Genomic DNA, 25,865 nt, shown 5'->3' on the forward strand with positions numbered 1-25,865 from the left:
CGCGACCGGCGGCCACCTGCATCTCCGGCAACTCTCCGTAACCCGGCGACTGCAAGCGTGACGCGCATGCTCCCGCCCGTCCTGGCAGGAGCATCTCGGGATTAGTTCGTCTGCTTCGTGATCCGCACCAGCGTCTGGTCGACGAAGCTCTTGGCGTCCTGATCAGGCCTGCGGAACAGCTCGCGCTCGACGGTGAGCGTGCGACCGGGCACCGCTTTCTTGCACACCTCGCGCAGGAACACACCGCCGACAGGCTGCTCACCCGCCGTGGGCTGCTGTTCCTTGCAATCCCAGCCCTCGGCGCCGTAGCGCGACTTCACCTGGTTGCCGAGCAGGAACGCCTTCTTGCGGATGTAGAGCCGCGCCTTCGGATCGGTCTCGATGGTCAGGCCGCTGACTGTGCCCTTGTCATCGACCAGGGCGGTCAGCAGCACAGGGTGACCGGCGACCTTGGTGCCGTCCTGGCTGGTCTCCGGATCGAACTCGAACCGCACCGCCCGCGTGCCCTGCGGGTCGGCGGGACAATCGCGCCAGCCGGACCATGCGTTGAGCTTGCGCTCCGCGTCCTTGGCGCAGGTCAGATTGACATAGCCGGCATCCGGTAGATCGCCGATCGGCATGCCGACCGTGATGTCACGCAGATCGTAGCTCGGCACGGCCTGCGCCGAAGCGGGATGCATGACGAAAGACAACAGCAACGTTGCAAAGATGGCGGCGCAGGTTGAACGCTTCATTTTGACGGCTCGCTTGCAGGCTTGGTGGCGTTCGTCTTGTAGATGTCGCAGACCCGGGAGGTGGTGCCGAAAAACGCGGTGCACTCGTCGTAGTTCGGCTCGCCGCGGCCCTTGATGTGCGCGAGGACGTAGTCCGCGACGGCTTCGATGTCGTTCGGCCGCAGGAACACGCCGCCCTCCGGCGGCATGCGCTCGCCGACGTCCTGGCGGCTCATGCCGTAGCACTTCGTGGTGTCATAGGATCCGCGTGCGAAATACGGCATGCCCGTTCCGGGGCGACCGCAGGTCACGGTCTCGATGATGTGCTCGCGGTTGAGCTCGGTCTTGCGCAGCGACAGCGCGTCGCCGCCATAGCCGCCGCCGCCATTGCCGTGCCATTTGTGGCAGCCGACGCAATTGGCGCGCTTGAACACGGCCTTGCCGGCCTCGGTCGGATCGGCGGGCGCAGCTGACTGAGCCGACGCGACCGACGCGGAGAAGAGGACGAGAGCCGACGCCACGGCGGACGTGATCGCACTGAGTTTCATCTGATCTTCTTGTGGAACTGGGGAGATGGAAGGAGCGGAGGCAACGCCTCCGCTCCTTGATCTGATTACAGCGAGAAGACGTAGAGCATCGAGCCGGGCTGGATCTTCTTCAGCTCGGGCGTGGCTTCGATGAACCACTTGTCCCAGGCACCGCCGAGACCGACCAGGATCGCGACATACTGCTTGCCGTCGACCGAGAACGTCACGGGAGGCGCATTGACGCCACCGCCGGTGTTGAACTCCCACAGCTTCTGCAAGGTCTTGCCGTCGAGAGCCATCACTTCGCCCGAGGGCTGGCCGGTGAAGACGAGGTCAGGCGTCGACAGCATGCCGCCGAGATTCGGGAACGGCGTCTCCATCTTGCCGGCGATCTTGCCGGTGGTGACGTCGATCGCGGTCACGCTGCCCGTGATCTTGAACGGCTGGCTCGGTCCGCCACCGGTCCAGAACTCACGCGCCTTCAGCTTGTCCTTGGTCGCTTCCTCGACGGTGATCCGGTTGCAGCTCTCGATCACCGGAATGTACCAGAGCTTGAGATCCGGATTGTACGAGGTCGGCGGCCAGTTCTTTCCGCCCATGTTACCCGGGCAGATGTCCGCGACCTTGTTCTCGCGATGCGGCGTCACCGACGCATTGTAGCGCTGCACCGGGTTCTTCGGATCGTACTCGATCGGCTTGCCGGTCTCGGCGTCGAGCCCCTTGGTCCAGGTGACCTTCTTGACGAACGGCAGGCCCCACAGGAACTTGCCGTTGGTACGGTCGATCGCATAGGCGAAGCCGTTGCGGTCGGCCTCGAGCGCGAGCTTCAGGGTCTGTCCGTTCGGTGCAGGCACGTCGACCAGGACGTTCTCAGCAACGCTGTCATAGTCGTAGGGATCGTTCGGCGTGTGCTGATAGTGCCACTTGATCTTGCCGGTGTTGGCGTCGAGCGCCAGCGAACTGTCGGTGTAGAGGTTGTCGCCCGGACGATAGGCGTTGTCCCAGTCCGGACCGGGGTTGCCGACGCCCCAGATGATGGTGTCGGTTGCCGGATCATAGGTGCCCGTGACCCAGGTCGAGCCACCGCCGGCCGCAGCCGCGTCGTTGCTGTCCTTCCAGGTCTCGCTGCCGGGCTCGCCCTTCGCCGGAATGGTGTGAGTGCGCCAGACCTCCTTCTGCGTGGTGAGATCGGTGGCGGCGATCCAGCCGCGAATGCCGTATTCGGCACCGGCGACACCGGACACGGCCATGTTCTTCACGATCAGCGGCGCGCCGGTGATCACTTCGCCCTTGTCGGGATCGGCAACCTGACGCTGCCAGGCGACCTGTCCGGTCTCCTTGTTGGTCGCGATCAGACGGCCATCGAGTGTGTGCGAGACGACGAGATTGCCCCACAGCGCGACGCCACGGTTGTCGACGCCGCAGCAGGCGACCGCGCCGGCCCAGTCGTGATCCGTCTTCGGATCCATCTTCCAGACCAGCTGGCCTTTGCCGCCACGCGCATCGATCTTGTAGACCGAGCCCCAGCCGTCGGTGACGTAGATCATGCCGTTCTCGACGATCGGCGTACCCTCGAGACCGCCATGGCTCCAGATGCCGCCGCCCTCGACGCCACCCAGATGCATGGTCCAGGCGACCTTCAGATTCTTGACGGTGTCCTTGTTGATCTCCTTCAGCGCCGAGAAGCGCGTCCCCGAGTAGTTCTTGTGATGATGCAGCCAGTTGCCGGCTTCCTTGTCAGCATTGAGCAGCCGCTCCGGCGTCATCTCGTCGGCGGCGCGCGCCGGCGAGGCCAGATTGAAACAAGCAAAGGCCGCGCTGGCGAGCAGCATCGCCCGCAGGGTTGTCCTGACGTTGATCCTCATCGTTTCCTTCTCCCATCTTGATTATCAGTTCGAACGAAAACCACTCCGCCGGTGAGCGAAGGGCCGCAGGCGACAAACAGGCTTCAGGGGGACTTGCGAACCTCGACCTCCGTTTCGATGGATCCTGCTTTTTGAAACACGATCGTGCAGGTGAAGCGCTTGCCGGGCTCGAGCGGCTCGCGGGTCTGCAGCAGCATCACATGATAGGAGGTCGGCAGCAGCACCAGCGTGCTGCCTGCCGGAACGGGGATGTTCGGAATCGAGCGCATCGCTGGCGCGCCCTCGCCCCGATCGACGGTGTGACGCTCCGAGAAATTCGCGATCGGACAGCGCACGCGCATCAGCGCTTCCGGCGCCGTCGTTTCGTTCTTGATCGTGATCAGCAGCGGAATGTCGCGCCCGACCTCAGGCGCCGGCGGCACCCAGGCATCGGACAGCGTCAGCCCCTCTCCCGCGGACGCAACATGCCAGGAATCAAAAGCCACCAGCCCAACGAGCGCTGCCAGCAGCCCGCCAAGGGCATTGGCCAATAGGCGCACGCGCGCGCTGCCCTCCGAGGGCGCCGAGCAGTCGTAAACTCGCTTCTGACGAGCCGGATGATCCGACACGGACGCCCTCCCCGGTACGATGAAGCCGTTTTGTGTTGGCTTCCTTTCTTTGAATTCGTACTCTGAATTCGAATTCCCGGCAAATGGATTTTCACCCTTGACGTGCTATCGTCCGCGAAATTGTGATGCCCCATGCGAATCGAGACTCCTGCTCCCTCCCTGGTCGACCAGGTCGTCGAAGCCATCACTGACGAGATCGTCAGTGGCGTGCTCACCTCCGGCTCCCGGCTGATTCAAGATGATCTGGCCAAGGCCTATGGCGTGTCGCGCCAGCCCGTGCAGCAGGCGCTGGTGCTGTTGCGCGGATGCGGGCTGGTGCAGAGCGCCCCCGGGCGCGGACTGATCGTGGCACCGCTCGACCCCCGGCTCGTCCGCGACCTCTACGAGATGCGCGCCGTTCTCGAAGGGCTCGCGGCGCGGCTTGCAGCCGAGCGCGCGAGCCGACGCGCAGCAAGCGAAGGGCCGGCCTACATCGTCGCCGGGCACGAGGCCGTCAGGAGCGGGCTGGTCAGCCGCAAGATCGAGACGGACATCGCCTTTCATCGCTTCCTGAGCAGCCTGTCCGGCAACACGCTGATCGACGAGACGATGGCGCCGCATTGGCCCTATCTGAAGCGCGTCATGTCGGACGTGCTGCAGAAGGAGCAACGGATGTCGCAGACGGTCTGGGACGAGCACGAGGACATTCTCGCCGCCGTGATCGAGGGCCGCAGCGCCGACGCCGAGCGGCTGAGCCGCGAGCACATCACGCGGGCGGCCGCCGTCTTCATCCATCGCCTCGAGGCGCAGCAGGAGAGCAGGCCGATGCAGCGGCGCACCCTCTCGGCGCGAAAGGTCCCGCTGACGTGACGCCGCTGAAGACACAGCCCAACCTGACGGAACGCGTCTACCAGCGCATCCTCTCCGACATCGTCGGCGGCGAGCTGCCGGAATCGGCCCGCCTGATCCAGGACGATCTGGCGCGTGACCTCGGCGTCTCGCGGCAGCCCGTGCAGCAGGCGCTGCTGCTGCTGCGCAATCAGGGTTTCGTCCGCGAGGCTCCCGGACGCGGCCTCGAAGTTGCGCCGATCGACACCGACTTCATCCGCAATCTGTATGAAATCCGCGCCGTCGCCGAAGGCCTCGCCTGCCGGCTGGCCGCGACCCGAGGCGCAGAGCGCGCCGCCAAGGAAGGCCCCAGGCTGATCGAGGAAGGCCGCCGCGCCGAGCGCGAGCATTCGGTCGAGAAGCTGATCGAGGCCGACGTCAAGTTCCACGAATTCCTCTACGCGATCTCCGGCAATTCCGTCATCCAGGACACCACCCAGCCGCATTGGCTGCATCTGCGCCGGCTGATGGGCGAGGTCTTGATGCGCGATGAGACCCCGCGCCGGATCTGGGACCAGCACGAGGACATCCTCAACGCGGTGATCTCAGGCGATGCCGAAAAAGCCGAGGAGCTCGCGAGCCAGCACATCATGCGCACCGCCGGCGTCCTGCTGGCGCGCATGTCCAAGCAGCGCGAGCGCAGCGCCGTTCCGGCCCCGAGCTGAGACCATCAACGCCCGTCGATGGTGCTCAAGCCGCCGGCAAGCTGAAGGAGAACGTCGCGCCGCCCTCCGGCTCGTTGCTGGCGCAGAGCTCGCCGCCGTGCTCGCGCACAATGCCGTAGCTGATCCACAGCCCGAGACCGGTCCCCTCGCCGACGCGCTTAGTGGTGAAGAACGGCTCGAAGATGTGGCTTATATGATCCTTGTCGATGCCGGGACCATTGTCCCTGATGCTGAACAGGATCTCGCCGCCCTGACGCCCCGCCGCCACGACGAGCCGCGGCAACCCGGTGGCGCGCATTGCGTCGATCGCATTCTCGACGAGGTTGACGATCACCTGATGCAGCTGACCTTCATTGCCTGAGATCCACAGGTCCGGCTCGACCTCGACCTGGATGTCGACGCGGTGCTGCTTGGTGCGCCCTGCCCACAACACTGCGGTGTTGACCAGCCGCTCGATGTTGACGCGCTCGACCTCGCCGAGCTTGGAGAACGATAGCCGGCGCAGGTTCTTGACGATCTCGCTGATCCGCACCGCACCTTCGAGCGTGCCCTCGATCAGCGGCCCGAAATCCTCGAGGATGGCATCGATCCGCAGATCGGAACGCAACGCGGCCAGGTCATCGGCCACCGGCTGCTCGTGCACGGCATCGAGATAGCCGACGAGCGAGGTCCGGTAGCGCATCAGGGTGTGGATGTTGCCATAGACGAAGCTGATCGGATTGTTCAGCTCGTGCGCGACGCCGGCGACGAGGCGGCCGAGGCTCGCCATTTTCTCCTGCTCGACCAGCTGCCGCTGCGCCCGCTGCAGCTCGTGATGGGCCTTGTGCAGGGCCTCATAGGCGCGGCGCAGCTCGCCGATCGGCCGTCCCGTGAGCACGACGCCGATAAAGCGGCCGCGATGGTCGTGCCGGGGCGAGCTGTTGATGGCGAACAAATCGGAGCTTGCGCCATCGGCGGCAAAGCGCAGCTCGCCATCGACCACTTCGGCGCTGCTGCGCGGCTTCAGAAGAGCGGCCAGCTTGGTCCGGTGATCGAGCTCGATCAGCTCGGAGATGTCGCGACCGACGATATCGGCCAGAGCGCGGCCAGAGGTCTGCTGAAACGCCGAGTTGGCCTGCTGCACGTTGCCCCTGGCGTCGCAGACGACCAGGATGTCCGAGACCGACTCGATGACGTTGGTGACGAACGCTTGGGCCTCTTCGAGCTCCGCGTTCTTGTGCTCGAGATCGACCTCGTAGCGCAGCAGGTCGGAATAGACCTCGTCCATCTTGCGGATGACTTCGATCCACACGCCTTCGCGTTCGCTGTCCAGTTCGAGCGTGCTGCTGCTCGCGATCAGCTTGAGAAGCGTATCGGCTCCCGAGCCCTCAGGAGAATGCGTGGCCTTTGCCATTTTTCTTCAGATCGTATCTCGACAATTTGTTCCGCAAGCCCACCCGCGACAGGCCGAGCTCGCTCGCGACACGGCTGATGTTACCATCATATTTCTCGAGACAGTGAACGATGATGGTCTTTTCCAGATCCTCCACCCTGTCCTTGAGGCTTCCCGACCCGTTCAGCTTGCCGTTGGCCATGGCAGGCGCGGCGCGGCGGCCGCTGCGCCGGCCGCCAAAGGGCGGGCAGCGCAGCTCGTCGGCATCGGCCAGCACGGCCATGCGCTGGATCTCGTTCTGCAGCTCGCGGACATTGCCGGGCCAGTGGTATTTCGAGAATTCCTCCAGCGCCGGCGGCGCGAAGCGCAGATGCGGCCGGTTGAACGAGATCTTCACCGCCGACAGCACGCCCTCCGCGATCAGCGGAATGTCCATCGGACGCTCGCGCAACGACGGCATGTGCACCGGGAACGCCGCGAGCCGGTAGTAGAGGTCACGGCGGAAGCGGCCGGCCTCGACCTCGGCCTCGAGATCCCGGTTGGTGGCTGCGACCACGCGCACGTCGACCTTGCGCACGCGCTGGGCGCCGAGCGGCCGGATCTCGCTCTCCTGCAGCACACGCAGCAGCTTGACCTGGAAGGCAGGCGAGGTCTCGCCGATTTCGTCGAGGAAGATGGTGCCGCCATCGGCGACCTCGAACAGGCCGATGCGGTCCTGATAGGCCCCGGTGAACGCGCCCTTCTTGCAGCCGAACAGCTCGCTTTCCAGCAGTTCGTCGGGCAGCGCGCCGCAGTTCTCGACCACGAACGCCTTGTTGGCGCGGCCCGAGCCGTAATGGATGGCGCGGGCGAGCAGCTCCTTGCCGGTGCCGGATTCGCCGGTGATCAGCACCGAGATGTCATAGTCGGCGGCGCGGCGGCCGAGCTCGATGACGTTGCGCATCGGGCTCGCCGCCGAATGCACGATGCGGTCGAAGTCGTACAGCTTCTTGGCTGCGCCGCGCTTGACCGAGACGACCTTCTTGATGTGCTCGGGCGTCGCCTTGACATCGACGCCGGCGGTCTCGGTCTCCTTCTGCAGGCGATAGAGCTGCACGGCCTCGCGCACGATCTCGATCAGGCGGTCCGGCTGCCAGGGCTTTGTGATGTACTGATAGATGCCGGCCTCGTTGAGGCCGGCGATGATGTCCTCGGAGTCCGAATAGCCCGAGATGATCATCCGGACAGGATCGGGCCACAGCTCGCGCACGCGCTTGAGGAAGCTGACGCCGGATTCCTGCGGCATGCGCTGGTCGCAGATCACGGCATGCACGATCTCGCCTTCGAGCAGCTTCTCCGCATCGCTGGTGTTGCCCGCGCACAGCACCTCGAAATCCTGGTTGAGGACGCGCCGCAGCGCCTCCTGCGACCGGATCTCGTCATCCACGACCAGTATCGTTCCCTGGATGCCCATCGTCCGTCTCAGCAGATCCGCGGCAGCTGTTCGCCCGACAGCCAGTCGACGATGCGCCCGCCGCCGAAGCTCGTCGCCATCTGCACGAAGCGATGATCGTCAGCCACGGCTTCGCCAATGTCGGCCGCATCATGTCCCAGCGGATGCGCTTTCATTGCAGCGAGCACGGCGCCCGCGAGCTCCGGAGCAACGACCGCGACCAGCTTGCCTTCATTGGCGACATGCAGCGGATCGAGCCCGAGCAGTTCGCAGGCCGCGGCAACCGCCGGCTTCACCGGAATCGTCTCCTCCTGCAGGCGGAAGCCGAGATTCGATTGCTGCGCGATCTCGTTCATCGTCGCAGCAAGTCCACCGCGCGTCGGATCGCGCATCAAACGAATGCCCCGCCCTCCGGCGACCACCATGGCGGCGACGAGATCATGCAGCGCGGCCGAATCCGAGACGATCTCGGTGTCGAAGGTCAGGTTCTGCCGCTTCGACATGATGGCGACGCCATGGTCGCCGAGGCTGCCGGACAACAAGACACGATCGCCGGGCCGCGCCTTGTCAGCCGAAAGATCGAGGCCGTCAGGCAGCACGCCGACACCGGCCGTGGAGATGAAGACGCCGTCCGCCTTGCCGCGCTCGACCACCTTGGTATCACCCGTGATGATCGCGATGCCCGCTTCACGCGCAGCCTGCCCCATCGCGTCAGCGATGCGCTTCAGGTCGGAGAACGGAAACCCTTCCTCGATGATGAAGCTGGCTGAGAGATACAACGGCCTCGCACCGGCCATCGCGATGTCGTTGACGGTGCCGTGGACCGCGAGCGAGCCGATATTGCCGCCGGGGAAGAACAGCGGCGAGACGACGTAGCCGTCCGTCGTCATCACCATGCGGCCGGCGGCGACGTCGAACGCCGACTGGTCGTTGCCGCGCGCCAGCCATTCATTGCCGAACGCCTCGTGGAACAGCCCGGCGATCAGCTGCGCCATCGCCCGGCCGCCGGCGCCATGCGAGAGATCGACACAGCCGTTCTTCAGGTCGAGCCGGCGCTGATGCATGCTCATGATGCGAGCCTCCGCTGATGGTCGCGGAAGCGGCCATAGGTCCAATGCGCCGCGCAGGCGCCTTCGGACGATACCATGCAGGAGCCGATCGGCGTCTCCGGCGTGCACGCCGTGCCGAACAGCTTGCAGTCGACCGGCTTCTTGAGGCCGCGCAGGATCGCCGGACATTCGCAGGCCGGATTGTCGGCGACGACCAGTTCGGCCATGCCGAAGCGCTGCTCGGCATCGAGATGCGCGAAGGCGGGCCGCAGCTTCAGGGCGCTCGCCGGAATGCTGCCGAGACCGCGCCACTCGAACTGGTCGCGCAGCTCGAAGATCTCGGCAACCTCCCGGATGGCATGCAGGTTGCCGCTGCCGGTGACCGCGCGGCGATACTGGTTCTCGACCTCGTGGCGACCGTCGTTCACCTGCTCGATCAGCATCAGGATCGCCTGCATCATGTCGAGCGGCTCGAAGCCGGCGATCACGACCGGCTTGCCGTCATTGCGCGCGAACGGCGCATAGGGCTCGGTGCCGATCACGGTCGAGACGTGAGCCGGCCCGACGAAGCCGTCGATCTCCACGGTCTCCTTGCTGTCGAGGATCGCGCGCATCGCCGGTGGCGTCAGCACGTGGTTGCAGAACACGCTGAAGTTCGAAAGCTGCTTCTTCTCGGCGGCCCGGATCATCACGGCCGTCGGCGGCGTCGTGGTCTCGAAGCCGATGGCGAAGAACACGACCTCGCGGCCCGGGTTCTGCTCGGCGAGCGCGATCGCATCCAAGGTCGAATACACCATGCGGATATCGGCGCCGCGCGCCTTGGCCTTCAGCAGCGAGGCGCCGCGCGAGCCCGGCACCCGCATCAGATCGCCATAGACGCAGAGGATGACCTCCGGCCGCTCGGCCAGCGCGATCGCCATGTCGATGCGCCCGGCCGGCAGCACGCACACGGGACATCCCGGACCATGGATCATGCGGACGTTGTCGGGCAGCATGTCCTCCAGGCCATAGCGCGCGATCGCGTGGGTATGGCCGCCGCAGAACTCCATGAAGCGATAGGCGCGCGATGGGTCAGCCTTGGCGCGGATCGCCCGCGCGAGCCCGATTGCCAGCTCCTTGTCGCGAAACTCGTCGGCATATTTCATGGTCTGACCTCCGCGACTGCCTGTCCCATCTGCCGGAGCAGATCGAGCGTCTCGCGCGCCTCCTCCGGATCGATCTTCGCCAGTGCGTGGCCGACATGGAGAATGACGTAGTCGCCGATCGCGATCTCCTCGATCAGCGCGACCGACACCTCCTTGCTGACGCCGTCGATCGAGACGATCGCCATGTCGTCAGGCAGCAGCTTGATCACCTCGGCGGGAATGGCCAGGCACATCAGACGATCCCTCCAGATTGTTCGTTGTTGTCGATCAACTGCAGGCCGGCCACCCAGGCCTGTCCCAGACTGAGGCCACCATCATTCGGCGGCAGCCGGCGCGGCAGCAGCGGTTCGAGTCCGGCCGTACGGCAGCCGCGCACGATCGCATCGGTGAGAATCGCGTTGAGAAAGCAGCCTCCGCTCAGCACGACGGTGTCGATGCTGCTGCGCCGCGCAGCGCCTGCGATCCAGTCGACGCAGGCTGCGGCGAGGGTGCCATGAAACAGCCCGGCCGCTTCGCCCGCATCGACATCGTTTGCGATCAGATGCGCCAGCAGCGGCCGCAGCGACAGCACGCCATCGGTGATGGTCCAGCCCCGTGGCAGCACCGCTGCCTCCCGCACCAGCGCCTCCAGCATCATCGCGGCCTCGCCCTCGTAGTGCTGGACGGCGCTGACACCGAGCAATCCGGCGGCCGCATCGAACAGCCGGCCGGCGCTGGTCGTCACCGGGATCTCAGCGCGATCGAGCAATATCGGCAAGTGACGCGCCTGCGGCTGATCCGCGAAGCGCGCTGCGATCTCGGCCGCGCGGCCGGCATCGTGCAGCACAGCCGCCGCCATCCGCCACGGCTCCCGCGCCGCGCGATCGCCGCCCGGCATCTTCAATGGTGCGAGATGGCCGAGGCGCTGGAAGCGAGTCCCCTCGCAGCATAGCAACTCGCCACCCCAGGCGCCGCCATCGCTGCCGTAGCCAAAGCCATCGAGCACCAGTGCGAACGCGGGCTCCGTTCGGCCATGCTCGGCCAGCACGGAAGCGGCGTGAGCATGATGGTGCTGCACGGGCAGCGTCGGCAGACCCTGCGCCTGCGCGAAGCGCGTCGACGCCATGTCCGGATGCAGGTCATGCGCGATTGCCAGCGGCGTGACGTCGAGGATCGACGTCAGATGGCTGATGGTTTCCTCGAAGAAGCGGATCGCGGCGGCGGTATCGAGATCGCCGAGATGCTGCGAGACGAACGCCTCGTCGCCCCGCGTCACCGTGACCGTGGCCTTCAACTGCGCGCCGACGGCGAGCACCGGCGGCATGCTGCGCGCCAGCCGGATCGGCTCCGGAACATAGCCGCGGGCACGCCTGATGAAACGCGGCGCGCCGGCTATCACCGCGACCACGGAATCGTCAGCGCGGATGACGATGTCGCGGTCATGCGTGACGATCAGATCCGCGATGCCAGTGAGATCGGCCCTGGCTTCATCATTGTCGGTGAGGAGCGGCTCGCCACTCGGATTGGCGCTGGTGCAGACCAGCGTCCATGTCGTCTCGCGACGGTGCGCGCGCAGCGCCTGGAAGATCAGATGATGCAGCGGCGCGACCGGGAGCATGACGCCGATCTTGGCCAAGCCCGGCGCGACCGAGCGCGCAACGCGATGGCGCGAGCGCAGCAGCACGATCGGCCGCGCCACCTGCTCCAGCAGTGTGCGCTCGGCCTCGCCGATCTCGGCAACCTCGCTCGCAGCTTCGACGCTGTCCAGCATGACGGCGAACGGCTTGCCGTCGCGCTGCTTGCGGGCGCGCAGACGCTGGACAGCGTGCTCATCGCGCGCATCGCATAGCAGCTGATAGCCGCCGAGGCCCTTGATGGCGACGATCTTGCCTTCAGCCAGCGCCATCGCGACGTCATCGATGCCATGGCTCAGTTGCGGCCCACAGCGCGGGCACGAGATCGCCTCGGCATGAAACCGGCGACCGGACGGATCGTCGTAGTCGGCGCGGCAATCGTTGCACATCGGAAACCGCTTCATGGCGGTGCTCGCGCGGTCGTAGGGCAGCCGCTCGGCGATGGTGAAGCGCGGACCACAATGCGTGCAATTGACGAAGGGGTAGAGATGGAAGCGGCTGGAGGGATCGAACAGCTCGGCGAGGCACGCCGCGCAGGTCGCGGCGTCCGGCACGATCCGCGTCGTCACCCGGCCGCCCCTGCTCTCGGCAATGCGAAAGTCCGCGCCGGCGTCAGCTGCGACCGGCTCAACGACAATGTCGTCGATGCGCGCCAGAGGTGGCGTCTGTCGTGGCAGCGCGTCGACGAAACGGGCGACCTGATCGCCCTCGACCTCGATGACGACACCATCTGCATCGTTGGCGACAAAGCCGCCCAGTTGATAGCGCGTGGCCAGGCCATGGACATAGGGGCGGAAACCGACGCCCTGCACGGCGCCGCGAACGCGGAGCCGGAGGCGCTGGCGATCCACCACCAATGGCAGGCCCGACACGCTCATGCCTGGACAGCTCCCAGCGCGTTGGCCCGCATCCGCTCTCCCTGCTTGCGGATCCAGGCATAGAAGGCCGAAAAACCTTCGCCGGTCTTGGCCGAGATCGTCAGCACCTCGATCTTGGGATTCACGCGGCGGGCATATTCGATCGTCTGCGCCAGATCGAAATCGAGCACCGGCGCCAGATCGATCTTGTTGATCAGCATCAGCGCCGACGCCGCAAACATGTCTGGATATTTGAGCGGCTTGTCCTCGCCCTCGGTGGTCGAGAACACGACGATCTTGCTCGCTTCGCCGAGATCGAAGGCTGCCGGGCAGACCAGATTGCCGACATTCTCGATGAACAGCAGGCCGCCACGCAGCGCCGGCAGCCGGCCATAGGCCTCGCCGACCATCGCCGCGTCGAGATGACAGCCCTTGCCGGTGTTGATCTGGATCGCCGGCACCCCGGTCGAGCGGATGCGCTCGGCATCGCTGGAGGTCTGCTGATCACCCTCGATCACCGCGACAGGCCGGCTCTGCTTCAGCTCGGACACGGCACGAACCAGCAGCGAGGTCTTGCCGGCACCAGGGCTGGAGACGAGGTTGAACGCCAGCACGTCGTGGGCCGCGAAGCGCGCGCGGTTCTCGGCCGCCAGCCGGTTGTTCTTGCCGAGAATGTCGCGCTCGATCTGGATGATGCGCCCGCTCGACAGGCCGGCGATCTCCTGACCGGCCGGGTTGGCCGAGCAGTCGATGCGATCCGCTGAGTCATGGTGATGATGGTCGTCATGCGCGTGACCGTGGTCGTGATCATCGTGGCCATGATGGTGGTGATCATGATCGGGGCCGTGACCATGATGATGGTGATGGTGGCCGTGGTGATGGTGTCCGGCATGATCGTGGCCGTGATCATCCGCGTGCTCGTGATGATGATGATGATCACCGTGATCGTGATGATGATCGCCATGTTCGATGGAGGACTTGCCGTCACTGCAGCCACAGACTGTACACATCACTCGACCTCCAGTTCCTTGACCCGCATGTCCTCGCCGCCCGTGACCTGCAGCTGATGGCTGCCGCATGCAGGGCAGGCGTCACAACGTTGAACGATTTCGACGCTGCGCGAGCAACCCAGGCACCACGCCGTGCCCTTCTGTTCGATGATCTCGAGCGCCGCCCCTTTCGCGATCGTGTTCGCGGTGACCGCCTCGAAGCAGAACCGCAGCGCCTCCGGCGCAACATGGCTCAGCGCGCCGATCTCGAGCCATACGGTCTTCACCTTGGAGAACGCGCCCTTGCGCGCCTCCTGTTCGACGATCTCGACGATGCCCTCGCACAGCGCCATCTCATGCATCGGCCATCTCCCGAACCACCAGGCGACAGCCGACGCAGGCATCGAACGCGCCGACCATTGCCTCGACCGCGGCGTGATCGGCGGCGTCGCGGAGCCGCGCGCCGATCAGGCTGGTCGCAACCGGGCCACGCGGATGGAAATTCCATTCCGTCGGTGCGAGATAGTCGAAGCGCGCGATCGCGCCCTCGGCGTCGAGCTCGACGACGTGATACAGCCGCCCGCGCGCGCATTCGACCACGCCTGCGCCGCGCCCCGGCCCCATCGCGAAACCTGCAACGAGACGGTCGTCGCTGGCTTCATCCTCAGCCTCGCCGGCCTCGATCCAGCGCGCCAGCGCAGCGATCTCGGCAACCCTGGCGGACAGGCGCTCCAGCGGTCCTGCGGCTCGATGCGCCCTGTGCACCGCATGCCGGGCCCACACGCCGGTCTCCGGCACGCGGCCATCGAGATCAGGCAACTCCGCGAACGCCGAGTCCGGCTCCGCCAGCCGGGCGACCACGTCGGCATCGTCGACCGCCGAGAGCACGCCGTGCTCGGACGAAATGGGCTTCCATCCTTCATCGGCAGCCGTTCTGGACGCCGCCATCAACGACGCGAGCGGAGTTCCCGGCAAAACGAGCTCCGCCTCCAAGCCTATGCCCAACGCCGACAGGCCGATCTTGATCTGTGACAAGGTTTCCACCCGCTGCAAAGCGGGCTCGGCCGCGCCCGATGCGCCCTGCAGCGACGCGACGGCCTGCAGAAGGCGCTGAGCCGATTGCGTGGTGCCGCGATCCCCAGCCAGCGGGCCGAGCAGCAGCCCGCGCAACATCTCGACAAACCGCTCGTTGATGACAGCCTTGATACGACGGTGGTGCGTCAAGGATGACGGCTGCTGGCCGCGCGCCGCCTCGAGCGCCGAGATCAGCGCGACCTGATGCGCGCCGGCACACAGCGAGAACAGCCGCGGCAGTGTCGCGAGCAGCGTCTCGGCCGGCTTGCCGGCGAACAGACGTCGCAGCGGCGGACGCGTGCGCGGCTGGATATCCACGCCGGCGATCACTTGATCGGCAACCGACAGCCTCACGTCGATGTGGTTGCGGAAGGCGAGCGTCATGGACGCCCCTCCGACAGCGTGCCGCGCAGGAAGGCGCGGCGGTCAATGGCGCCCGGTGGCTTTCCGGCAGGCACGGCTGACGCTTCGTCCTCCGGCGGAGCCATGATCGCAACCAGCGCCGCATCGGCGGCCGCGCGCGCCGCGGCCATGTCCACGAAGTCGAACATCGGCGAGAACAACGAGCAGCTCGCGATCCGCCCGATCCCGTCGACCTCGCCGATCGTGAACTCGAAGCCGCCAGCAGGAAGCGCGATCGTCACGGACGATCCGGCCGCGCCTTGTGCAACCGGAGTCACCACATTTAGGAACCAGGGCGTGATCACGATGCCGATCGTCCGTCCCTGGAAACTGGTGAAGCCGATCGCTTCGACGGCCAGCGCATCGTGATAGATCGGCAGGTCGCGCATCACGCGCTCGCCGATGTCCTGGTAGTATTGGACCAGGCGTTCGCCCCACGCGACCGGTGTGACGTCATCAGTCCCCTGCCCGGCCGCCGCGGCGCTCATGACTCCACCACCATGAACTTCGCCTTCGGCGCGTCGCAGTTCGGGCAATGCCACTCGTCCGGCAGCGCGGAGAACGGCGTGCCCGGCACGATCTGCGCGACGGCATCGCCTTCCGCCGGGTCGTAGCGCGTCCAGCAGATGCCGCACTCCAGCAGCACGTCATCGGCGAGATCGCTGCGCACGCCGAAATTCTCAAAACCTCCGCTCATGAGAAATAGGCCTCGATGATCTGCTTCAGGCGCTCGGCGGAATCCTCGAAATCCTCGGGCGCGGCGAGCGCGACCACCGGCACGCCGCCGACCTCGAGCGTGTCCAGGATGATCGTGTCCATGGCGTTGAAGAACTGCACCGACCAGACATGCCGCACGCCGGTTGCGAGCACGCGACAGGTGCCGTACCCGCGCGACATCAGCTGGATCGGCCCGTTGCCGAGCGTCTCCTGCAGGAAGCTCATGTCGGCGGCGCTCATCGGCAGCAAGGTGAAGTTGATCGTCTGCGAGCGCTGGCCTGGGCGCCAGGACAGCGCGCGGTCGCGGATCTCGGCGAGCACCGGCAGCGCATTCATCGCGCCCTCGGGCGCCGGCCCGATGACGATGTCGGACGCCGTCAGATCGGTGGCTGCGCGCGCCACGATCTCGGGGACGGCGCCGATCTCGATGTAGTCGTGGCTCTCGTCGCGCTCCAGCCGGACCCGCCAGATGCCCGCCAGCACGGATTCCTGGATCTGCGCGAGCGTTCCGTCGGGCAAGGCCACCACGCCCGCGACCTCGCCTTCTCCCAGCACGTCGTCGATCAGCCGGCGTTCGAGGTCGTTGAGACCGGCGAGCCGGAACAACTGCGTCGGCGCATCGGCGGTCTGCGCTGCGACGGCGGATGCGATCGTCGACAGCAATTCGACCGCGCGCGGACAGCTGCGGGCCAGCGCCTCCGAATCCAGCGTGGCGAGCTTGGCCAGCGCGCCGGAGGCCGTCAGCCCCCTGTACTGCGCCTTGAGCGCCTCTTCGCCGATTGGAAACACGCTGACCGGCTGCTCCGCGCCTTCGGGAGCGATCCAAAATCCGGGTTTCATCGATCGGCTCCTGATGGCTGATGGGACGGAATGATGCTCGCGACCACTGCGGCCGTTGCGCCTGCACGGCGATCGATCAGGCGCGAGATGCGCTCGACGTAGACCGACCAGTCCTGAATCTTCGCGATCAGTCCCAGCGTCTCGGTCCCGCGGCACAGGATCAGGCTCGGCTGCACACGCACGCCAAACCTGGTCCCGAGTTCGGCTTCGGCATCGCGCGCGATAACGGCGCCACGCAGCCGCCCCTGAAATGCGGTGATCAGCTCGGGCAGTACGATCGCGACGTCGAGCGCCTCGGGAAACCGCGCCGGGTCTCCGGCGGACAGCAGCACGGCAATGGTGCCGGCGCGATGCGCGTCGTCGAGTAAGGCGTCGACCGTCGTGGTATCGACCTCCGGCAATCCGTGTCGCCTGCGCGCTGGATCACGCAGCAGCATTTCCATCGACGTCTCCCCCTGACCAGTTCTCGTTGACGTATTCTGGATGGTTAGCAATCAACGTGCCAGAAGCCGCGCTCGTGGCGACTTCAACAAGTTATTGAAAAATTTATGTATTCTTAGAGGTCAGAGTTCCGCCAACAAACTTGCCAAGGAACTTTGCAGGTAAAGACTGCCAACTTTCTTTATATATGGCAACCTTGTTTCCGGCGGGCGGCGGAGCAAAGGCCTAGCGCAGATGCTCCGGGAGCTGCGGCTCGCGGTCGATCAGGTCGGCGAAGAAGTCGTCGCAGTTCTCGCCATTCATCGCCGCCTGCAGCCCCCGCAGCGCCTCGCCGATCAGCCGGGCTTCCTCGTCGTCAAGCACGCGTACGGCGTTGTCGAGATAGACCAGCACCTTCGCGCCGACGGGCGGATCGGACAGCAGCAGCACCGAGACGCGGCGCTGCTCGCCATCAAGGCTGCACAGCGCCGAGACGCCATCGGTCTCCACGATGGTCATCGGCAGACCCAGGCACATGAACGTCTCTCCCTCGTGAGGCCGGGGCCTCACTCTGCCGCGCCGGCCCGCATCTCGTAGCTGTGATGATCGATGTCGTTCGCGAGCAGCCGCGCATCGCCGGCGAGCGGCTCCAGCCGCAGCACGGCCGGCGCGCCCCACTCCGCGAGCAATGCGCAGGCGAGTTCGATCGCCGGCTCGATCTGCGCGCGCACGGGCGAGGTGAGCGGCCCGCCCCAATCCTCGAGATCGAGCGGCTGGCAGCCGATCAGCGCCAGGCGGCGCGGATAGCGGCCGAGCAGATCGGCCGCGCTCAGGACCTCCTGGAATCCGGTCTGGTGCAGGCTCATCTTCTTGGCGCCGGTGAAGCGCGGCACCTCCTCGTCCCGGACGAGCTTGAGCTCGCCCGGGACGAGTCCGTAGTCGATCGCATCGAACACGATCAGGTCGTCGGCCTCCTCGACGTAGTTGACGAGGTAGAGCCCCTGCGTGCCGCCATCGAGGATCGTGACGTTGTCGGGCACGGTGTAGCGGCGGTGGAATTCCTCCACCACCCGCACGCCGAAGCCTTCGTCCGCCCACAGGATGTTCCCGATCCCGAGCACCAGGATGCGGTTGCGCCCGACCTCGTCCATCGCCGCCTGCTCCGTCATCTCATCAATCCCGGAACTGCCGCTCGCCCGAGATCATCGACGAGATGATGCTCTGGCGGGACATGATGTCCTCGCGAATGGCCGCGTAGATGTGGACGATCACGAACGTCACCAGCGCCCACATGCCGAGATGATGCCAGGTATGGACATCCTGGCTGTTCGGCCAGATCGAAAACACCCAGCCGAACAGTTTGTGCTGCCAGCTGTCGATGCCGGTGCCTTCCGAATAGAGCGCGAAGCCGGTGACGATCATGAAGGCGACGAACAGCGTGAAGCCGGTGAACATCGCCGTCTGCGCCAGCGGATTGTGACCGACATACATCTTCGGCTCGCGTTCCAGGAACGCGTACCAGCGGATCTCGTGCAGCACTTCCTTCCAGAACTGCTTGCGATGCACCGGGATGTAGAAGATCTGCCGCGAGTGGTGATTGCCGACAAAGGCCCAGAAAATGCGGGCGAGGAAGAACACCGCCAGCACCTGCCCGGCCGCAAAATGGGCAAAGCGGATGTAGCCCATCACGAAGTTCGCCGACGCCTCTCCCGACACCGTCGGGAGCGGCGTTCCGATCAGATAGCCGGTGGCCATCAGGATCAGGATCGCGAACGCATTGATCCAGTGGCAGATGCGGACGGGGGCCTCGTAGACATAGACCGTAGGCCTGCCGACCGCATGCTCGCCGGCCGCATCGGCCGCGATCGCGGCCAGATTCGGCTCGGTATCGGCGGGACGTGCAACTGCATCCATCATGACAATCCTCCCGCGCTACCTGACCTTGACCTCGGCCAGTTCCTGGCCGTCGGGACTCATGACGTGCGTGGAGCACGCCAGGCACGGATCGAACGAATGGATCGTGCGCAGGATCTCCAGCGGCTGCTCGGGATTGGCCATCGGCGTGTTCATCAGCGAGGCCTCGAAAGCGCCGATGTTGCCCTTGGGATCACGCGGCGAACCGTTCCAGGTCGTCGGCACCACGCACTGGTAGTTGTCGATCTTGGTGTCCTTGATCTTGATCCAGTGCGCGAGCGCGCCGCGCGGCGCCTCGGTGAAGCCGACGCCCTTGGCCTCCTTCGGCCAGCTTTCCGGCTTCCATTTGTCGACATTCGCCGTCGAGCTGTCGCCCGCCTTGATGTTGGCGATCAGCTTGTCCTGGAAGTAGCGCATCTGGCGCCCCGCCCACACCGACTCCAGCGCGCGTGCCGCGGTGCGGCCGAGCGTCGAAAACAGCGCGGTCAGAGGCAGATCGAGGTCCTTGAGAAACTTGTCGACGGGATCCTTGAACTCCGCCTTGTTCTGCGCGTAGCCGACCACCCAGCGCGCCAGCGGACCGACCTCCATCGCGTGCCCGCGCCAGCGCGGCGCCTTGATCCAGGAATACTTGCCGCCCTCGTCGAGCTCCTTGATGTCGGTCTTGGTGCCCTTCGCGTTGGGGCCGAGCACGTAGTTCGGCTCGGTGATGCCATCCCAGGGATGCAGCCCCTTGGTCTCGTCGGGATATTTGTACCAGGAATGAACGACGAACTCCTGGATCTCGTCCGGGTTGGCGTGATCGACCGGAAACACCTCGGACAGGTTGCCGTTGATGATCGCGCCGCGCGGCAACTTCAGGCTCTTGGCGGAGTAGTCGTTGGCATGCTCGGGCACGTCGCCATAGGCCAGGACGCTCTTGCCGGAAAGGCCACCGCCGTAGAGCCAGTCCTTGTAGAACGATCCGATCGCTGCGACGTCGGGCAGATAGACCAGCTCGTTGAATTCGATCAGCCGATCGATGATCGACGACACGAGGTTCAACCGCTCCATGTTGATGGCGCCGACCGCGCCGGTGCCGTCGATGTTGATCGGACACGGCACGCCGCCCACCAGCCAGTTCGGGTGCGGGTTCTTGCCGCCGAAGATGGTGTGGATCTTGACGATCTCCTTCTGGAAATCGAGCGCTTCCAGATAGTGCGCCACCGCCATCAGATTGGCTTCGGGCGGCAGCTTGTAGGCCTTGCTGCCCCAGTATCCGTTCTTGAACGGGCCGAGCTGTCCGGACTCGACGAACTTCTTCAGGCGGGTCTGGAGATCACGGAAATAGCCCGGCGACGACAGCGGCCAGCTCGAGATCGACTGTGCCAGGGTCGACGTCGCTTTCGGGTCGGCCGAGAGCGCCGACACCACGTCGACCCAGTCCAGCGCATGCAGATGATAGAAGTGCACGACGTGATCGTGCACCTGTAGCGCGAGCTGCATGAGATTGCGGATCGAGTTGGCATTCTCCGGAATGGTGATGCCGAGCGCGTTCTCGACCGCCCGCACCGATGTGAGTGCATGCGTGCCGGTGCAGACACCGCAGATCCGCTCAGTGAACGCCCAGGCGTCGCGCGGATCGCGGTTCCTGAGGATGACCTCGATGCCGCGCCACATCGTGCCGGTGGAGACGGCGTTGCGGATGACGTTGTCGGCGTCGACATTGACCTCGACCCGCATGTGTCCCTCGATGCGGGTGACCGGATCGACGACGATGCGCTTGCCGGAATTGTCGAGATTGAAGCCGTTGGGAGTCTGGATGCCCATCGTGGTTACCTGCCCTGAATTCGATCAATGATCTTGTTTGGCGTCGTCGCGCTTGGTGGCGAGCCGCTTGACGGCCGTGACCGCCGCATGCGCCGCGACTGCCGCTCCCACCGTTCCTGCGGCCACCATGCCGACCTGGTCGGCGTTGCGCTCGATGCCGAACTGCTTGATGTTGGTGAGACGGTCGTAGAACGATCCCTTGTCCCAGAAGCCGTCCTCCGAGCAGCCGATGCAGCCATGACCGGACTGGATCGGGAAGGACACGCCGCCATTCCAACGCACCGTCGAACAGGCGTTGTAGGTGGTCGGGCCCTTGCAGCCCATCTTGTAGAGGCAGTAGCCCTTGCGCGCCGCCTCGTCGTCCCACTCCTCGACGAACTGGCCGGCATCGAAATGCGGCCGGCGATAGCATTTGTCATGGATGCGTTGCGAGTAGAACATCTTCGGCCGGCCCTGGCGGTCGAGCTCGGGCAGCTTGCCGAAGGTGGTGATGAAGGTGACGACGCCGGTCATCACCTCCGCGATCGGCGGACAGCCCGGCACCTTGATGATCGGCTTGTTGGTGATGACCTTGTCGATCGGCGTCGCCTGCGTCGGATTGGGCTTCGCAGCCTGCACGCAGCCCCACGAGGCGCAAGCGCCCCAAGCGATGATCGCCATCGCGTCCTCGGCCATCATCTTCAACTTCTCGACGAACGGCTTGCCGCCATCGATGCAGAACATGCCGCCTTCGTTCAACGGCGGATTGCCTTCGACCGCGAGGATGTATTGTCCCTTGTACTTCGCCCGCGTCTCTTCGAGAATGGCTTCGGCTTGGTGTCCCGCCGCGGCCATGATGGTGTCGTCGTAGTCGAGCGAGATCATCGACAGTACGGCGTCCTTCACCAGCGGGTGCGCGGAGCGGATGAAGCTCTCGGAGCAGCAGGTGCATTCCAGCCCGTGCATCCAGATGACCGGCGTGCGCGGCTTGGTCTCGAGCGCGTTTGCGATCCGCGTCGCCGCGAGCGGGCCGAGGCCAAGGCTCGTCGCCGTGAGGCTGCAGAATTTGTGGAAGCTTCGCCGCGTGATGCCCTGGCGCCTGATCACGCTATAGAAAGTTTCCGCGCCCATGAGTCCTCCCCCTGTGACCACCTTGGCGACCGTTGTGGTCGCTATCTGACAGAAGGGGACAGCAAGATGCGGGCCAGCATCATTGCTGAGTTTGAATCATAATGATTCCAGATGCTTGGAGTCGGGGCACGAGATCAAACAACACATCCGAGCCGGATCTCGGGTTGGAAACGGAAATCACGCGCTTTGCACCCGGCAAGCTGGTTTCCGCTCGTTCGCGGCGCGCTCAATGCGCAGTGCAGACCATGCAGGGATCGAATGATCGGACGACATGCTGGATGCTGACAGCGCGCGCGCCGGCATCGCCGACGTCGGTTCCGACCAGCGCCTGTTCGAGCGGGCCGGCGACGCCCTGGGCATCGCGCGGCGAAAAATTCCAGCTCGTCGGCGCGATGATCTGATAGCGCTCGATATGCCCAGAGCGCACCGCGAGCCAGTGGCCGAGGCTGCCGCGCGCGGCCTCGACCCGTCCGACGAAATGGCCGTCGGCCACGTCAGCGCTGTTTTCACAGAACGGCTCGCTGAGACGCAGCGCCCTCACCCAGCTCTCGATCGACAGCGCAAGCTGTGCCGTCTCGATCAGCCGCGCGATGACGCGGTTGCGGACATTGCTGCCATCGGCATTGACCAAGGCGGTGATCAGCCTCTGACCGTCGACCGCCTGCCTCGCGAGGGCGCCGACCTCCACGGGTTGTCCGGCAAGCCGCGGCGCCTTGCACCAGCTGTAGGCGTCGGCCTTGTCGGCATCGGGCAGCGTGCGGCTCTCGGCCGGATCGCTCGACGTCTCGCGCATCCAGGCATGCGAGACGTCCTCGGTGATCTGATCGCCCGGCAGGACTCCGATCGCGCCAGTACCCGCGCGCAGACCGGCGCGAAAGCGAGCGCCATCCGCATGGTGATAGGCCCCGAAGCTCATCAGCACGCCCGGCCCCTTGCCGAGATCGGCCAGCGCCAGCGCGTCAGCCAGGCGAAGGAAATGCGCGAAGTCACCGCCGCGACCCTCGCGCCAATGATCGAGTTCATCCTGCGTCGACAGAGCGAGTACGTTTTCCAGCCTGTCGGCAAAGACGATTCGTTCGAGGAAGCCGCGAAACGACGCCGCGATTGCATTGAGCCGGACGCGCTCGCCGAGCTCGATCGCGCGCGTCGTGCCCCCGGGCTGGAACGCCAGGCTGTGCGGCCATTTTCCGGCAATCAGGCCCATGATCTCAAGCAGCCGCGCCCGCGCCGGCAGCGCCTCGCGTGTCGCGCTCCCTTTGGTCGCAGTGAACCGCTCGGCCGTCGCGGCATGCCAGGCGTGCGCGGCATAGGCGTCGCGGGCGAAGTCGGGCATGAAGAAGATGTAGAAATGGGTGAGATGATCGGCGGCGTTCTCGGCGGCGTGCGCAATGTTGGTTGCGAGCATGCCGTTCGGGGCCGCGCTCACTCCCATCGCCTGACGCAGCGCGCTGGCGGCGGCGATCGATTGCGAGACTGAGCAGATGCCGCAGATGCGCGGCGCGATCACCAGGGCATCGAGCGGCGGGCGGCCTTCCAGGATCTGCTCGAAGCCGCGATAGAGCGGCGCCGTCACTTCCGCGCGCGCGACCCGGCCACTCTCGATGTCGAGCCTGACCTCGAGGTCGCCCTCGACGCGATTGAACGGGCCGACGGTGATCCGTGTCATGAGCTGCGCTTGTCACTGGGCCGGCTCGGCGGCACCACGACGTGGTCGGCGGTCGCGTTGACGCGCACGCGCCGTGGCGTCGCCGATTTCGACAGCGCTGCGAGCGCGACGAACCAGGCCTTCGGCATGTCGGTCGGCAAGCCCACCGGTATGCCGGCAAGCTTGGCCGTCTGCAGATAGCTCTGCGCGCTCTCGAATCCCGGCGAAGTGCAGGCGATGCAGGCGTAGCCGCCCTTGGTGCAGGAGCCGCCGCCATTCCACGAGCGCTGATTGCAGTCGCCGACCGCCTGCGTGGCGCGGCAGCCGAGATGTTCCATCAGGCAGCCGCGCTCCGACATGGTCTCGGCGCTTGCCTTGAACTCATAGAACTCGTTGCGCGAGCAGCCGTGATGGGCGAGGTGATTGGCGATGAAGGTCGGACGTCCCACGGCGTCGAGGCCATCCGCCGTCAGGTCGCCCGACACGAGCGCCAGCAGGCTTTCCATCATCCAGCCCGGATGCGGCGCGCAGCCGGCGACGTTGATCACCGGCAGCCCGCGCTTCGACCGAAAGCCGGCACCGAGCGCACCGCCGATATCGCTGCCCTCGAACTGTAGTCCGACCGCGTCGGTCGGATTGATGCCGGCCGCGGGAATACCGCCATAGGCGGCGCAGCTGCCGACCGCGACGACGTAGTCGGCCAGCGGCGCCAGGTCGAGCAGCCAGTGATAGATCGAGCGGCCGGTGCCGGCGAGCATGTTGAAGCGCCCGGTCAGGCCGGGTCCACGCGCCACCGAGCCTTCGAGGACGAGCAGGTCGAGCCGCTCGCGGCCGTTGCGGATCGCCTCGAGCACAGCGACGACTTCGTCGCCGGTCTGTTCGCTGACTGAGGGATGCCAGATCAGATCGATGCCGGATTGGCGCAGCTCGTCGAACCAACCCGAGGCACCGCTTTCCAGGATCGACATTGTGCAGCCGCCGCAGCTCGCGCCCTGCAGCCACAGCATCCTGATCATTGCGTCCGAGCCGGCCATCGTCAGGTCCCGCCGCTATCCCGTTCCAAGCGTTCGGCCTACCGAGTTCGGGTTTAGCCCTCCGGCGCGAATGCTGGCAAGCGGTTCGCCCGATGCGGAACCGGGCCGCCGGCCGGCCAGCATGGCGCCGGCCCAGATCAGCCCGAACGCGCCGATCGCGACGATGCCGAGATTGGCGATCTCGTCGCCGAGGCCGATCACGGGAAGGCCGAGCCGAGGCGCCAGCAGCGTGGCCGCCTCGACACTGCCGATCACCAGCGCAATCGCCACCGACGCGCCTGTGATCACGAGATTGTAGCGCCGCTTGCGCGCGGGATCGGTCAGCGCCCAGCGATAGGCGCCGACCATCAGCATGCTGTCGGCCGTATCGACGGTGGCCATCGCGGCGGCGAACAGCGCCGGAAACACCAGCACATGCGCGAGACTTGCGCCGCGCGCGGCTTCGGTCGCCGACAGGCTCAACAGGCCGATCTCGCTGGCGGTGTCGAAGCCGAGGCCGAACAGGAAGCCGAGCGGGTACATGTGCCAGGCCCGCGAGATGATGCGCAGCACCGGACGGAGGAGACGAATCAGCAAGCCGCGCCCTGCACTGGCGGCTTCGATCTGGGGCTGCGATCCAGCCGAGCGGCGCCACAGGTTGACGAACAGGATCAGGTTGGACACCGCGATCAGCAGCAGGAAGCCTGATGACACCGCAGTGCCGATGGTGCCGCCGATCGCCCGGATCGCGCTGTCCTCGCTCAACAGATCGGCGCCGGCGATCAGGCTCACGACGATGGTGGCAATGACGACGACGCTGGAATGGCCGAGCGCGAAGTACAGACCCGCGGCGCGCGGGGCGTCGCCGTCCTGCACCAGCTTGCGCACCACGTTGTCGATCGCCGCGATGTGATCGGCATCGACCGCGTGGCGCAGGCCGAGCAGCCAGGCCAGCATGGCGGTGCCGACGATGGCGGGACGGTCGGCATAGAGCGCAAAAACCCAGGCCCAGGCGAGCGCGTTGGCGAGCACCAGGCCCGCCAGCAGCGCCGCGTTCCGGCCGCCCTCGGTGCGGAACCGGGCGAGGATCGAGGACCGAGGATGATCAATTGGCAAAATCGTCATACTTGGACAAGAGAGCAAGACCTGCGCCAAAAGGCAAGGCTCGCGCTCCAGCGTCAAAATCTCCCGCAAATCAACTGCTGCGCCCGTTCGACCC

Annotated in this window: 27 protein-coding genes; 2 read left to right on the forward strand and 25 right to left on the reverse strand. The window is 65.8% G+C overall.

From position 1 onward, the window contains the following. Positions 1-101: 101 nt before the first annotated feature. The 4 genes from ACQR07_RS14350 to ACQR07_RS14365 all read right to left on the reverse strand — a co-directional run bounded on the left by ACQR07_RS14350 (position 102) and on the right by ACQR07_RS14365 (position 3,713). Positions 102-734, reverse strand: a complete 633-nt coding sequence (locus ACQR07_RS14350) for a hypothetical protein (RefSeq protein WP_434902917.1) — start codon at positions 732-734, stop codon at positions 102-104. Continuing rightward, positions 731-1,261 carry a c-type cytochrome gene (locus ACQR07_RS14355; RefSeq protein WP_434902918.1) on the reverse strand — a complete coding sequence of 177 codons (531 nt, stop codon included), beginning with the start codon at positions 1,259-1,261 and terminating at the stop codon, positions 731-733. The genes ACQR07_RS14350 and ACQR07_RS14355 overlap by 4 nt, the downstream gene beginning before the upstream one ends. Before the next feature lie 65 nt (positions 1,262-1,326). Continuing rightward, the gene (locus ACQR07_RS14360; protein ID WP_434902919.1) at positions 1,327-3,105 is read right to left on the reverse strand and encodes a PQQ-dependent dehydrogenase, methanol/ethanol family; all 1,779 of its coding nucleotides are present in this window, start codon (positions 3,103-3,105) and stop codon (positions 1,327-1,329) included. Between the two features lie 83 nt (positions 3,106-3,188). Beyond that, positions 3,189-3,713: a copper chaperone PCu(A)C gene (locus ACQR07_RS14365; RefSeq protein ID WP_434902920.1), complete on the reverse strand. Its 525-nt coding sequence runs from the start codon at positions 3,711-3,713 to the stop codon at positions 3,189-3,191. A gap of 132 nt (positions 3,714-3,845) precedes the next feature. Between ACQR07_RS14365 and ACQR07_RS14370 the strand changes: the two genes are divergently transcribed. Beyond that, complete coding sequence (locus ACQR07_RS14370) at positions 3,846-4,562, forward strand: GntR family transcriptional regulator (protein WP_434902921.1); 717 nt, start codon at positions 3,846-3,848, stop codon at positions 4,560-4,562. Continuing rightward, positions 4,559-5,245, forward strand: coding sequence for a GntR family transcriptional regulator (locus tag ACQR07_RS14375; protein ID WP_434902922.1), 687 nt, complete (start codon positions 4,559-4,561; stop codon positions 5,243-5,245). Before ACQR07_RS14370 ends, ACQR07_RS14375 begins: the two co-directional genes overlap by 4 nt. Before the next feature lie 25 nt (positions 5,246-5,270). On the opposite strand, the gene ACQR07_RS14380 is transcribed toward ACQR07_RS14375, so the two are convergent. From ACQR07_RS14380 to ACQR07_RS14480, 21 genes are all read right to left on the reverse strand, one after another. After that, complete coding sequence (locus ACQR07_RS14380) at positions 5,271-6,638, reverse strand: sensor histidine kinase (RefSeq protein ID WP_434902923.1); 1,368 nt, start codon at positions 6,636-6,638, stop codon at positions 5,271-5,273. Beyond that, complete coding sequence (locus ACQR07_RS14385; protein WP_434902924.1) at positions 6,613-8,070, reverse strand: sigma-54-dependent transcriptional regulator; 1,458 nt, start codon at positions 8,068-8,070, stop codon at positions 6,613-6,615. Before ACQR07_RS14385 ends, ACQR07_RS14380 begins: the two co-directional genes overlap by 26 nt. Before the next feature lie 8 nt (positions 8,071-8,078). Next, positions 8,079-9,119 (reverse strand): hydrogenase expression/formation protein HypE, encoded by a 1,041-nt coding sequence (gene hypE / locus ACQR07_RS14390; protein WP_434902925.1) that lies wholly within the window; start codon positions 9,117-9,119, stop codon positions 8,079-8,081. Beyond that, positions 9,116-10,243 (reverse strand): hydrogenase formation protein HypD, encoded by a 1,128-nt coding sequence (gene hypD, locus ACQR07_RS14395; protein WP_434902926.1) that lies wholly within the window; start codon positions 10,241-10,243, stop codon positions 9,116-9,118. The genes hypE and hypD overlap by 4 nt, the downstream gene beginning before the upstream one ends. Next, positions 10,240-10,476 carry a HypC/HybG/HupF family hydrogenase formation chaperone gene (locus ACQR07_RS14400; RefSeq protein ID WP_434869089.1) on the reverse strand — a complete coding sequence of 79 codons (237 nt, stop codon included), beginning with the start codon at positions 10,474-10,476 and terminating at the stop codon, positions 10,240-10,242. The genes hypD and ACQR07_RS14400 overlap by 4 nt, the downstream gene beginning before the upstream one ends. Continuing rightward, positions 10,476-12,734, reverse strand: a complete 2,259-nt coding sequence (gene hypF / locus ACQR07_RS14405; RefSeq protein WP_434902927.1) for a carbamoyltransferase HypF — start codon at positions 12,732-12,734, stop codon at positions 10,476-10,478. Before hypF ends, ACQR07_RS14400 begins: the two co-directional genes overlap by 1 nt. Next, positions 12,731-13,723, reverse strand: a complete 993-nt coding sequence (hypB, locus tag ACQR07_RS14410) for a hydrogenase nickel incorporation protein HypB (protein ID WP_434902928.1) — start codon at positions 13,721-13,723, stop codon at positions 12,731-12,733. The genes hypF and hypB overlap by 4 nt, the downstream gene beginning before the upstream one ends. Beyond that, positions 13,723-14,064, reverse strand: a complete 342-nt coding sequence (gene hypA / locus ACQR07_RS14415; RefSeq protein WP_434902929.1) for a hydrogenase maturation nickel metallochaperone HypA — start codon at positions 14,062-14,064, stop codon at positions 13,723-13,725. The genes hypB and hypA overlap by 1 nt, the downstream gene beginning before the upstream one ends. Continuing rightward, positions 14,057-15,160, reverse strand: a complete 1,104-nt coding sequence (locus ACQR07_RS14420; RefSeq protein WP_434902930.1) for a nickel-dependent hydrogenase large subunit — start codon at positions 15,158-15,160, stop codon at positions 14,057-14,059. Before ACQR07_RS14420 ends, hypA begins: the two co-directional genes overlap by 8 nt. Beyond that, positions 15,157-15,666, reverse strand: coding sequence for a [NiFe]-hydrogenase assembly chaperone HybE (gene hybE / locus ACQR07_RS14425; protein WP_434902931.1), 510 nt, complete (start codon positions 15,664-15,666; stop codon positions 15,157-15,159). Before hybE ends, ACQR07_RS14420 begins: the two co-directional genes overlap by 4 nt. Then, positions 15,663-15,875, reverse strand: a complete 213-nt coding sequence (locus tag ACQR07_RS14430) for a rubredoxin (protein WP_434902932.1) — start codon at positions 15,873-15,875, stop codon at positions 15,663-15,665. Before ACQR07_RS14430 ends, hybE begins: the two co-directional genes overlap by 4 nt. Further along, on the reverse strand, positions 15,872-16,735 hold the full coding sequence (locus ACQR07_RS14435; RefSeq protein WP_434902933.1) for a hydrogenase expression/formation C-terminal domain-containing protein: 864 nt from the start codon (positions 16,733-16,735) through the stop codon (positions 15,872-15,874). Before ACQR07_RS14435 ends, ACQR07_RS14430 begins: the two co-directional genes overlap by 4 nt. Beyond that, positions 16,732-17,178, reverse strand: coding sequence for a hydrogenase accessory protein (locus tag ACQR07_RS14440; protein WP_434902934.1), 447 nt, complete (start codon positions 17,176-17,178; stop codon positions 16,732-16,734). The genes ACQR07_RS14435 and ACQR07_RS14440 overlap by 4 nt, the downstream gene beginning before the upstream one ends. Before the next feature lie 223 nt (positions 17,179-17,401). Next, positions 17,402-17,692, reverse strand: a complete 291-nt coding sequence (locus ACQR07_RS14445) for a HypC/HybG/HupF family hydrogenase formation chaperone (RefSeq protein WP_434902935.1) — start codon at positions 17,690-17,692, stop codon at positions 17,402-17,404. 29 nt (positions 17,693-17,721) lie between these two features. After that, positions 17,722-18,324 (reverse strand): HyaD/HybD family hydrogenase maturation endopeptidase, encoded by a 603-nt coding sequence (locus tag ACQR07_RS14450; protein ID WP_434902936.1) that lies wholly within the window; start codon positions 18,322-18,324, stop codon positions 17,722-17,724. Between the two features lie 4 nt (positions 18,325-18,328). Beyond that, a complete protein-coding gene (cybH, locus tag ACQR07_RS14455) occupies positions 18,329-19,072 on the reverse strand; it encodes a Ni/Fe-hydrogenase, b-type cytochrome subunit (RefSeq protein WP_434902937.1) in 744 nt (247 codons plus the stop codon). Positions 19,073-19,087: 15 nt separating this feature from the next. Continuing rightward, a complete protein-coding gene (locus ACQR07_RS14460) occupies positions 19,088-20,878 on the reverse strand; it encodes a nickel-dependent hydrogenase large subunit (RefSeq protein WP_434902938.1) in 1,791 nt (596 codons plus the stop codon). Between the two features lie 24 nt (positions 20,879-20,902). Then, positions 20,903-21,988, reverse strand: coding sequence for a hydrogenase small subunit (locus tag ACQR07_RS14465; RefSeq protein ID WP_434902939.1), 1,086 nt, complete (start codon positions 21,986-21,988; stop codon positions 20,903-20,905). Positions 21,989-22,214: 226 nt separating this feature from the next. Next, positions 22,215-23,654, reverse strand: coding sequence for a nickel-dependent hydrogenase large subunit (locus ACQR07_RS14470; protein WP_434902940.1), 1,440 nt, complete (start codon positions 23,652-23,654; stop codon positions 22,215-22,217). Further along, positions 23,651-24,667 carry a HupU protein gene (locus tag ACQR07_RS14475; protein WP_434902941.1) on the reverse strand — a complete coding sequence of 339 codons (1,017 nt, stop codon included), beginning with the start codon at positions 24,665-24,667 and terminating at the stop codon, positions 23,651-23,653. The genes ACQR07_RS14470 and ACQR07_RS14475 overlap by 4 nt, the downstream gene beginning before the upstream one ends. A gap of 15 nt (positions 24,668-24,682) precedes the next feature. Next, positions 24,683-25,771 carry a HoxN/HupN/NixA family nickel/cobalt transporter gene (locus ACQR07_RS14480; protein WP_434903081.1) on the reverse strand — a complete coding sequence of 363 codons (1,089 nt, stop codon included), beginning with the start codon at positions 25,769-25,771 and terminating at the stop codon, positions 24,683-24,685. Between the last annotated feature and the right edge of the window lie 94 nt (positions 25,772-25,865).

The organism is Bradyrhizobium sp. HKCCYLS20291 (assembly GCF_051167715.1).
In the GTDB taxonomy this organism is placed as follows: Bacteria; Pseudomonadota; Alphaproteobacteria; order Rhizobiales; family Xanthobacteraceae; genus Bradyrhizobium.

Coding starts and splice junctions, on each gene's coding strand:
- ACQR07_RS14350 (WP_434902917.1), bottom strand. CDS start 734: ATGAAGCGTTCAACCTGCGCCGCCATCTTTGCAACGTTGCTGTTGTCT.
- ACQR07_RS14355 (WP_434902918.1), bottom strand. CDS start 1,261: ATGAAACTCAGTGCGATCACGTCCGCCGTGGCGTCGGCTCTCGTCCTC.
- ACQR07_RS14360 (WP_434902919.1), bottom strand. CDS start 3,105: ATGAGGATCAACGTCAGGACAACCCTGCGGGCGATGCTGCTCGCCAGC.
- ACQR07_RS14370 (WP_434902921.1), top strand. CDS start 3,846: ATGCGAATCGAGACTCCTGCTCCCTCCCTGGTCGACCAGGTCGTCGAA.
- ACQR07_RS14380 (WP_434902923.1), bottom strand. CDS start 6,638: ATGGCAAAGGCCACGCATTCTCCTGAGGGCTCGGGAGCCGATACGCTT.
- ACQR07_RS14385 (WP_434902924.1), bottom strand. CDS start 8,070: ATGGGCATCCAGGGAACGATACTGGTCGTGGATGACGAGATCCGGTCG.
- hypE (WP_434902925.1), bottom strand. CDS start 9,119: ATGAGCATGCATCAGCGCCGGCTCGACCTGAAGAACGGCTGTGTCGAT.
- hypD (WP_434902926.1), bottom strand. CDS start 10,243: ATGAAATATGCCGACGAGTTTCGCGACAAGGAGCTGGCAATCGGGCTC.
- ACQR07_RS14400 (WP_434869089.1), bottom strand. CDS start 10,476: ATGTGCCTGGCCATTCCCGCCGAGGTGATCAAGCTGCTGCCTGACGAC.
- hypF (WP_434902927.1), bottom strand. CDS start 12,734: ATGAGCGTGTCGGGCCTGCCATTGGTGGTGGATCGCCAGCGCCTCCGG.
- hypB (WP_434902928.1), bottom strand. CDS start 13,723: ATGTGTACAGTCTGTGGCTGCAGTGACGGCAAGTCCTCCATCGAACAT.
- hypA (WP_434902929.1), bottom strand. CDS start 14,064: ATGCATGAGATGGCGCTGTGCGAGGGCATCGTCGAGATCGTCGAACAG.
- ACQR07_RS14420 (WP_434902930.1), bottom strand. CDS start 15,160: ATGACGCTCGCCTTCCGCAACCACATCGACGTGAGGCTGTCGGTTGCC.
- hybE (WP_434902931.1), bottom strand. CDS start 15,666: ATGAGCGCCGCGGCGGCCGGGCAGGGGACTGATGACGTCACACCGGTC.
- ACQR07_RS14430 (WP_434902932.1), bottom strand. CDS start 15,875: ATGAGCGGAGGTTTTGAGAATTTCGGCGTGCGCAGCGATCTCGCCGAT.
- ACQR07_RS14435 (WP_434902933.1), bottom strand. CDS start 16,735: ATGAAACCCGGATTTTGGATCGCTCCCGAAGGCGCGGAGCAGCCGGTC.
- ACQR07_RS14440 (WP_434902934.1), bottom strand. CDS start 17,178: ATGGAAATGCTGCTGCGTGATCCAGCGCGCAGGCGACACGGATTGCCG.
- ACQR07_RS14445 (WP_434902935.1), bottom strand. CDS start 17,692: ATGTGCCTGGGTCTGCCGATGACCATCGTGGAGACCGATGGCGTCTCG.
- ACQR07_RS14450 (WP_434902936.1), bottom strand. CDS start 18,324: ATGACGGAGCAGGCGGCGATGGACGAGGTCGGGCGCAACCGCATCCTG.
- cybH (WP_434902937.1), bottom strand. CDS start 19,072: ATGATGGATGCAGTTGCACGTCCCGCCGATACCGAGCCGAATCTGGCC.
- ACQR07_RS14460 (WP_434902938.1), bottom strand. CDS start 20,878: ATGGGCATCCAGACTCCCAACGGCTTCAATCTCGACAATTCCGGCAAG.
- ACQR07_RS14465 (WP_434902939.1), bottom strand. CDS start 21,988: ATGGGCGCGGAAACTTTCTATAGCGTGATCAGGCGCCAGGGCATCACG.
- ACQR07_RS14470 (WP_434902940.1), bottom strand. CDS start 23,654: ATGACACGGATCACCGTCGGCCCGTTCAATCGCGTCGAGGGCGACCTC.
- ACQR07_RS14475 (WP_434902941.1), bottom strand. CDS start 24,667: ATGGCCGGCTCGGACGCAATGATCAGGATGCTGTGGCTGCAGGGCGCG.
- ACQR07_RS14480 (WP_434903081.1), bottom strand. CDS start 25,771: ATGACGATTTTGCCAATTGATCATCCTCGGTCCTCGATCCTCGCCCGG.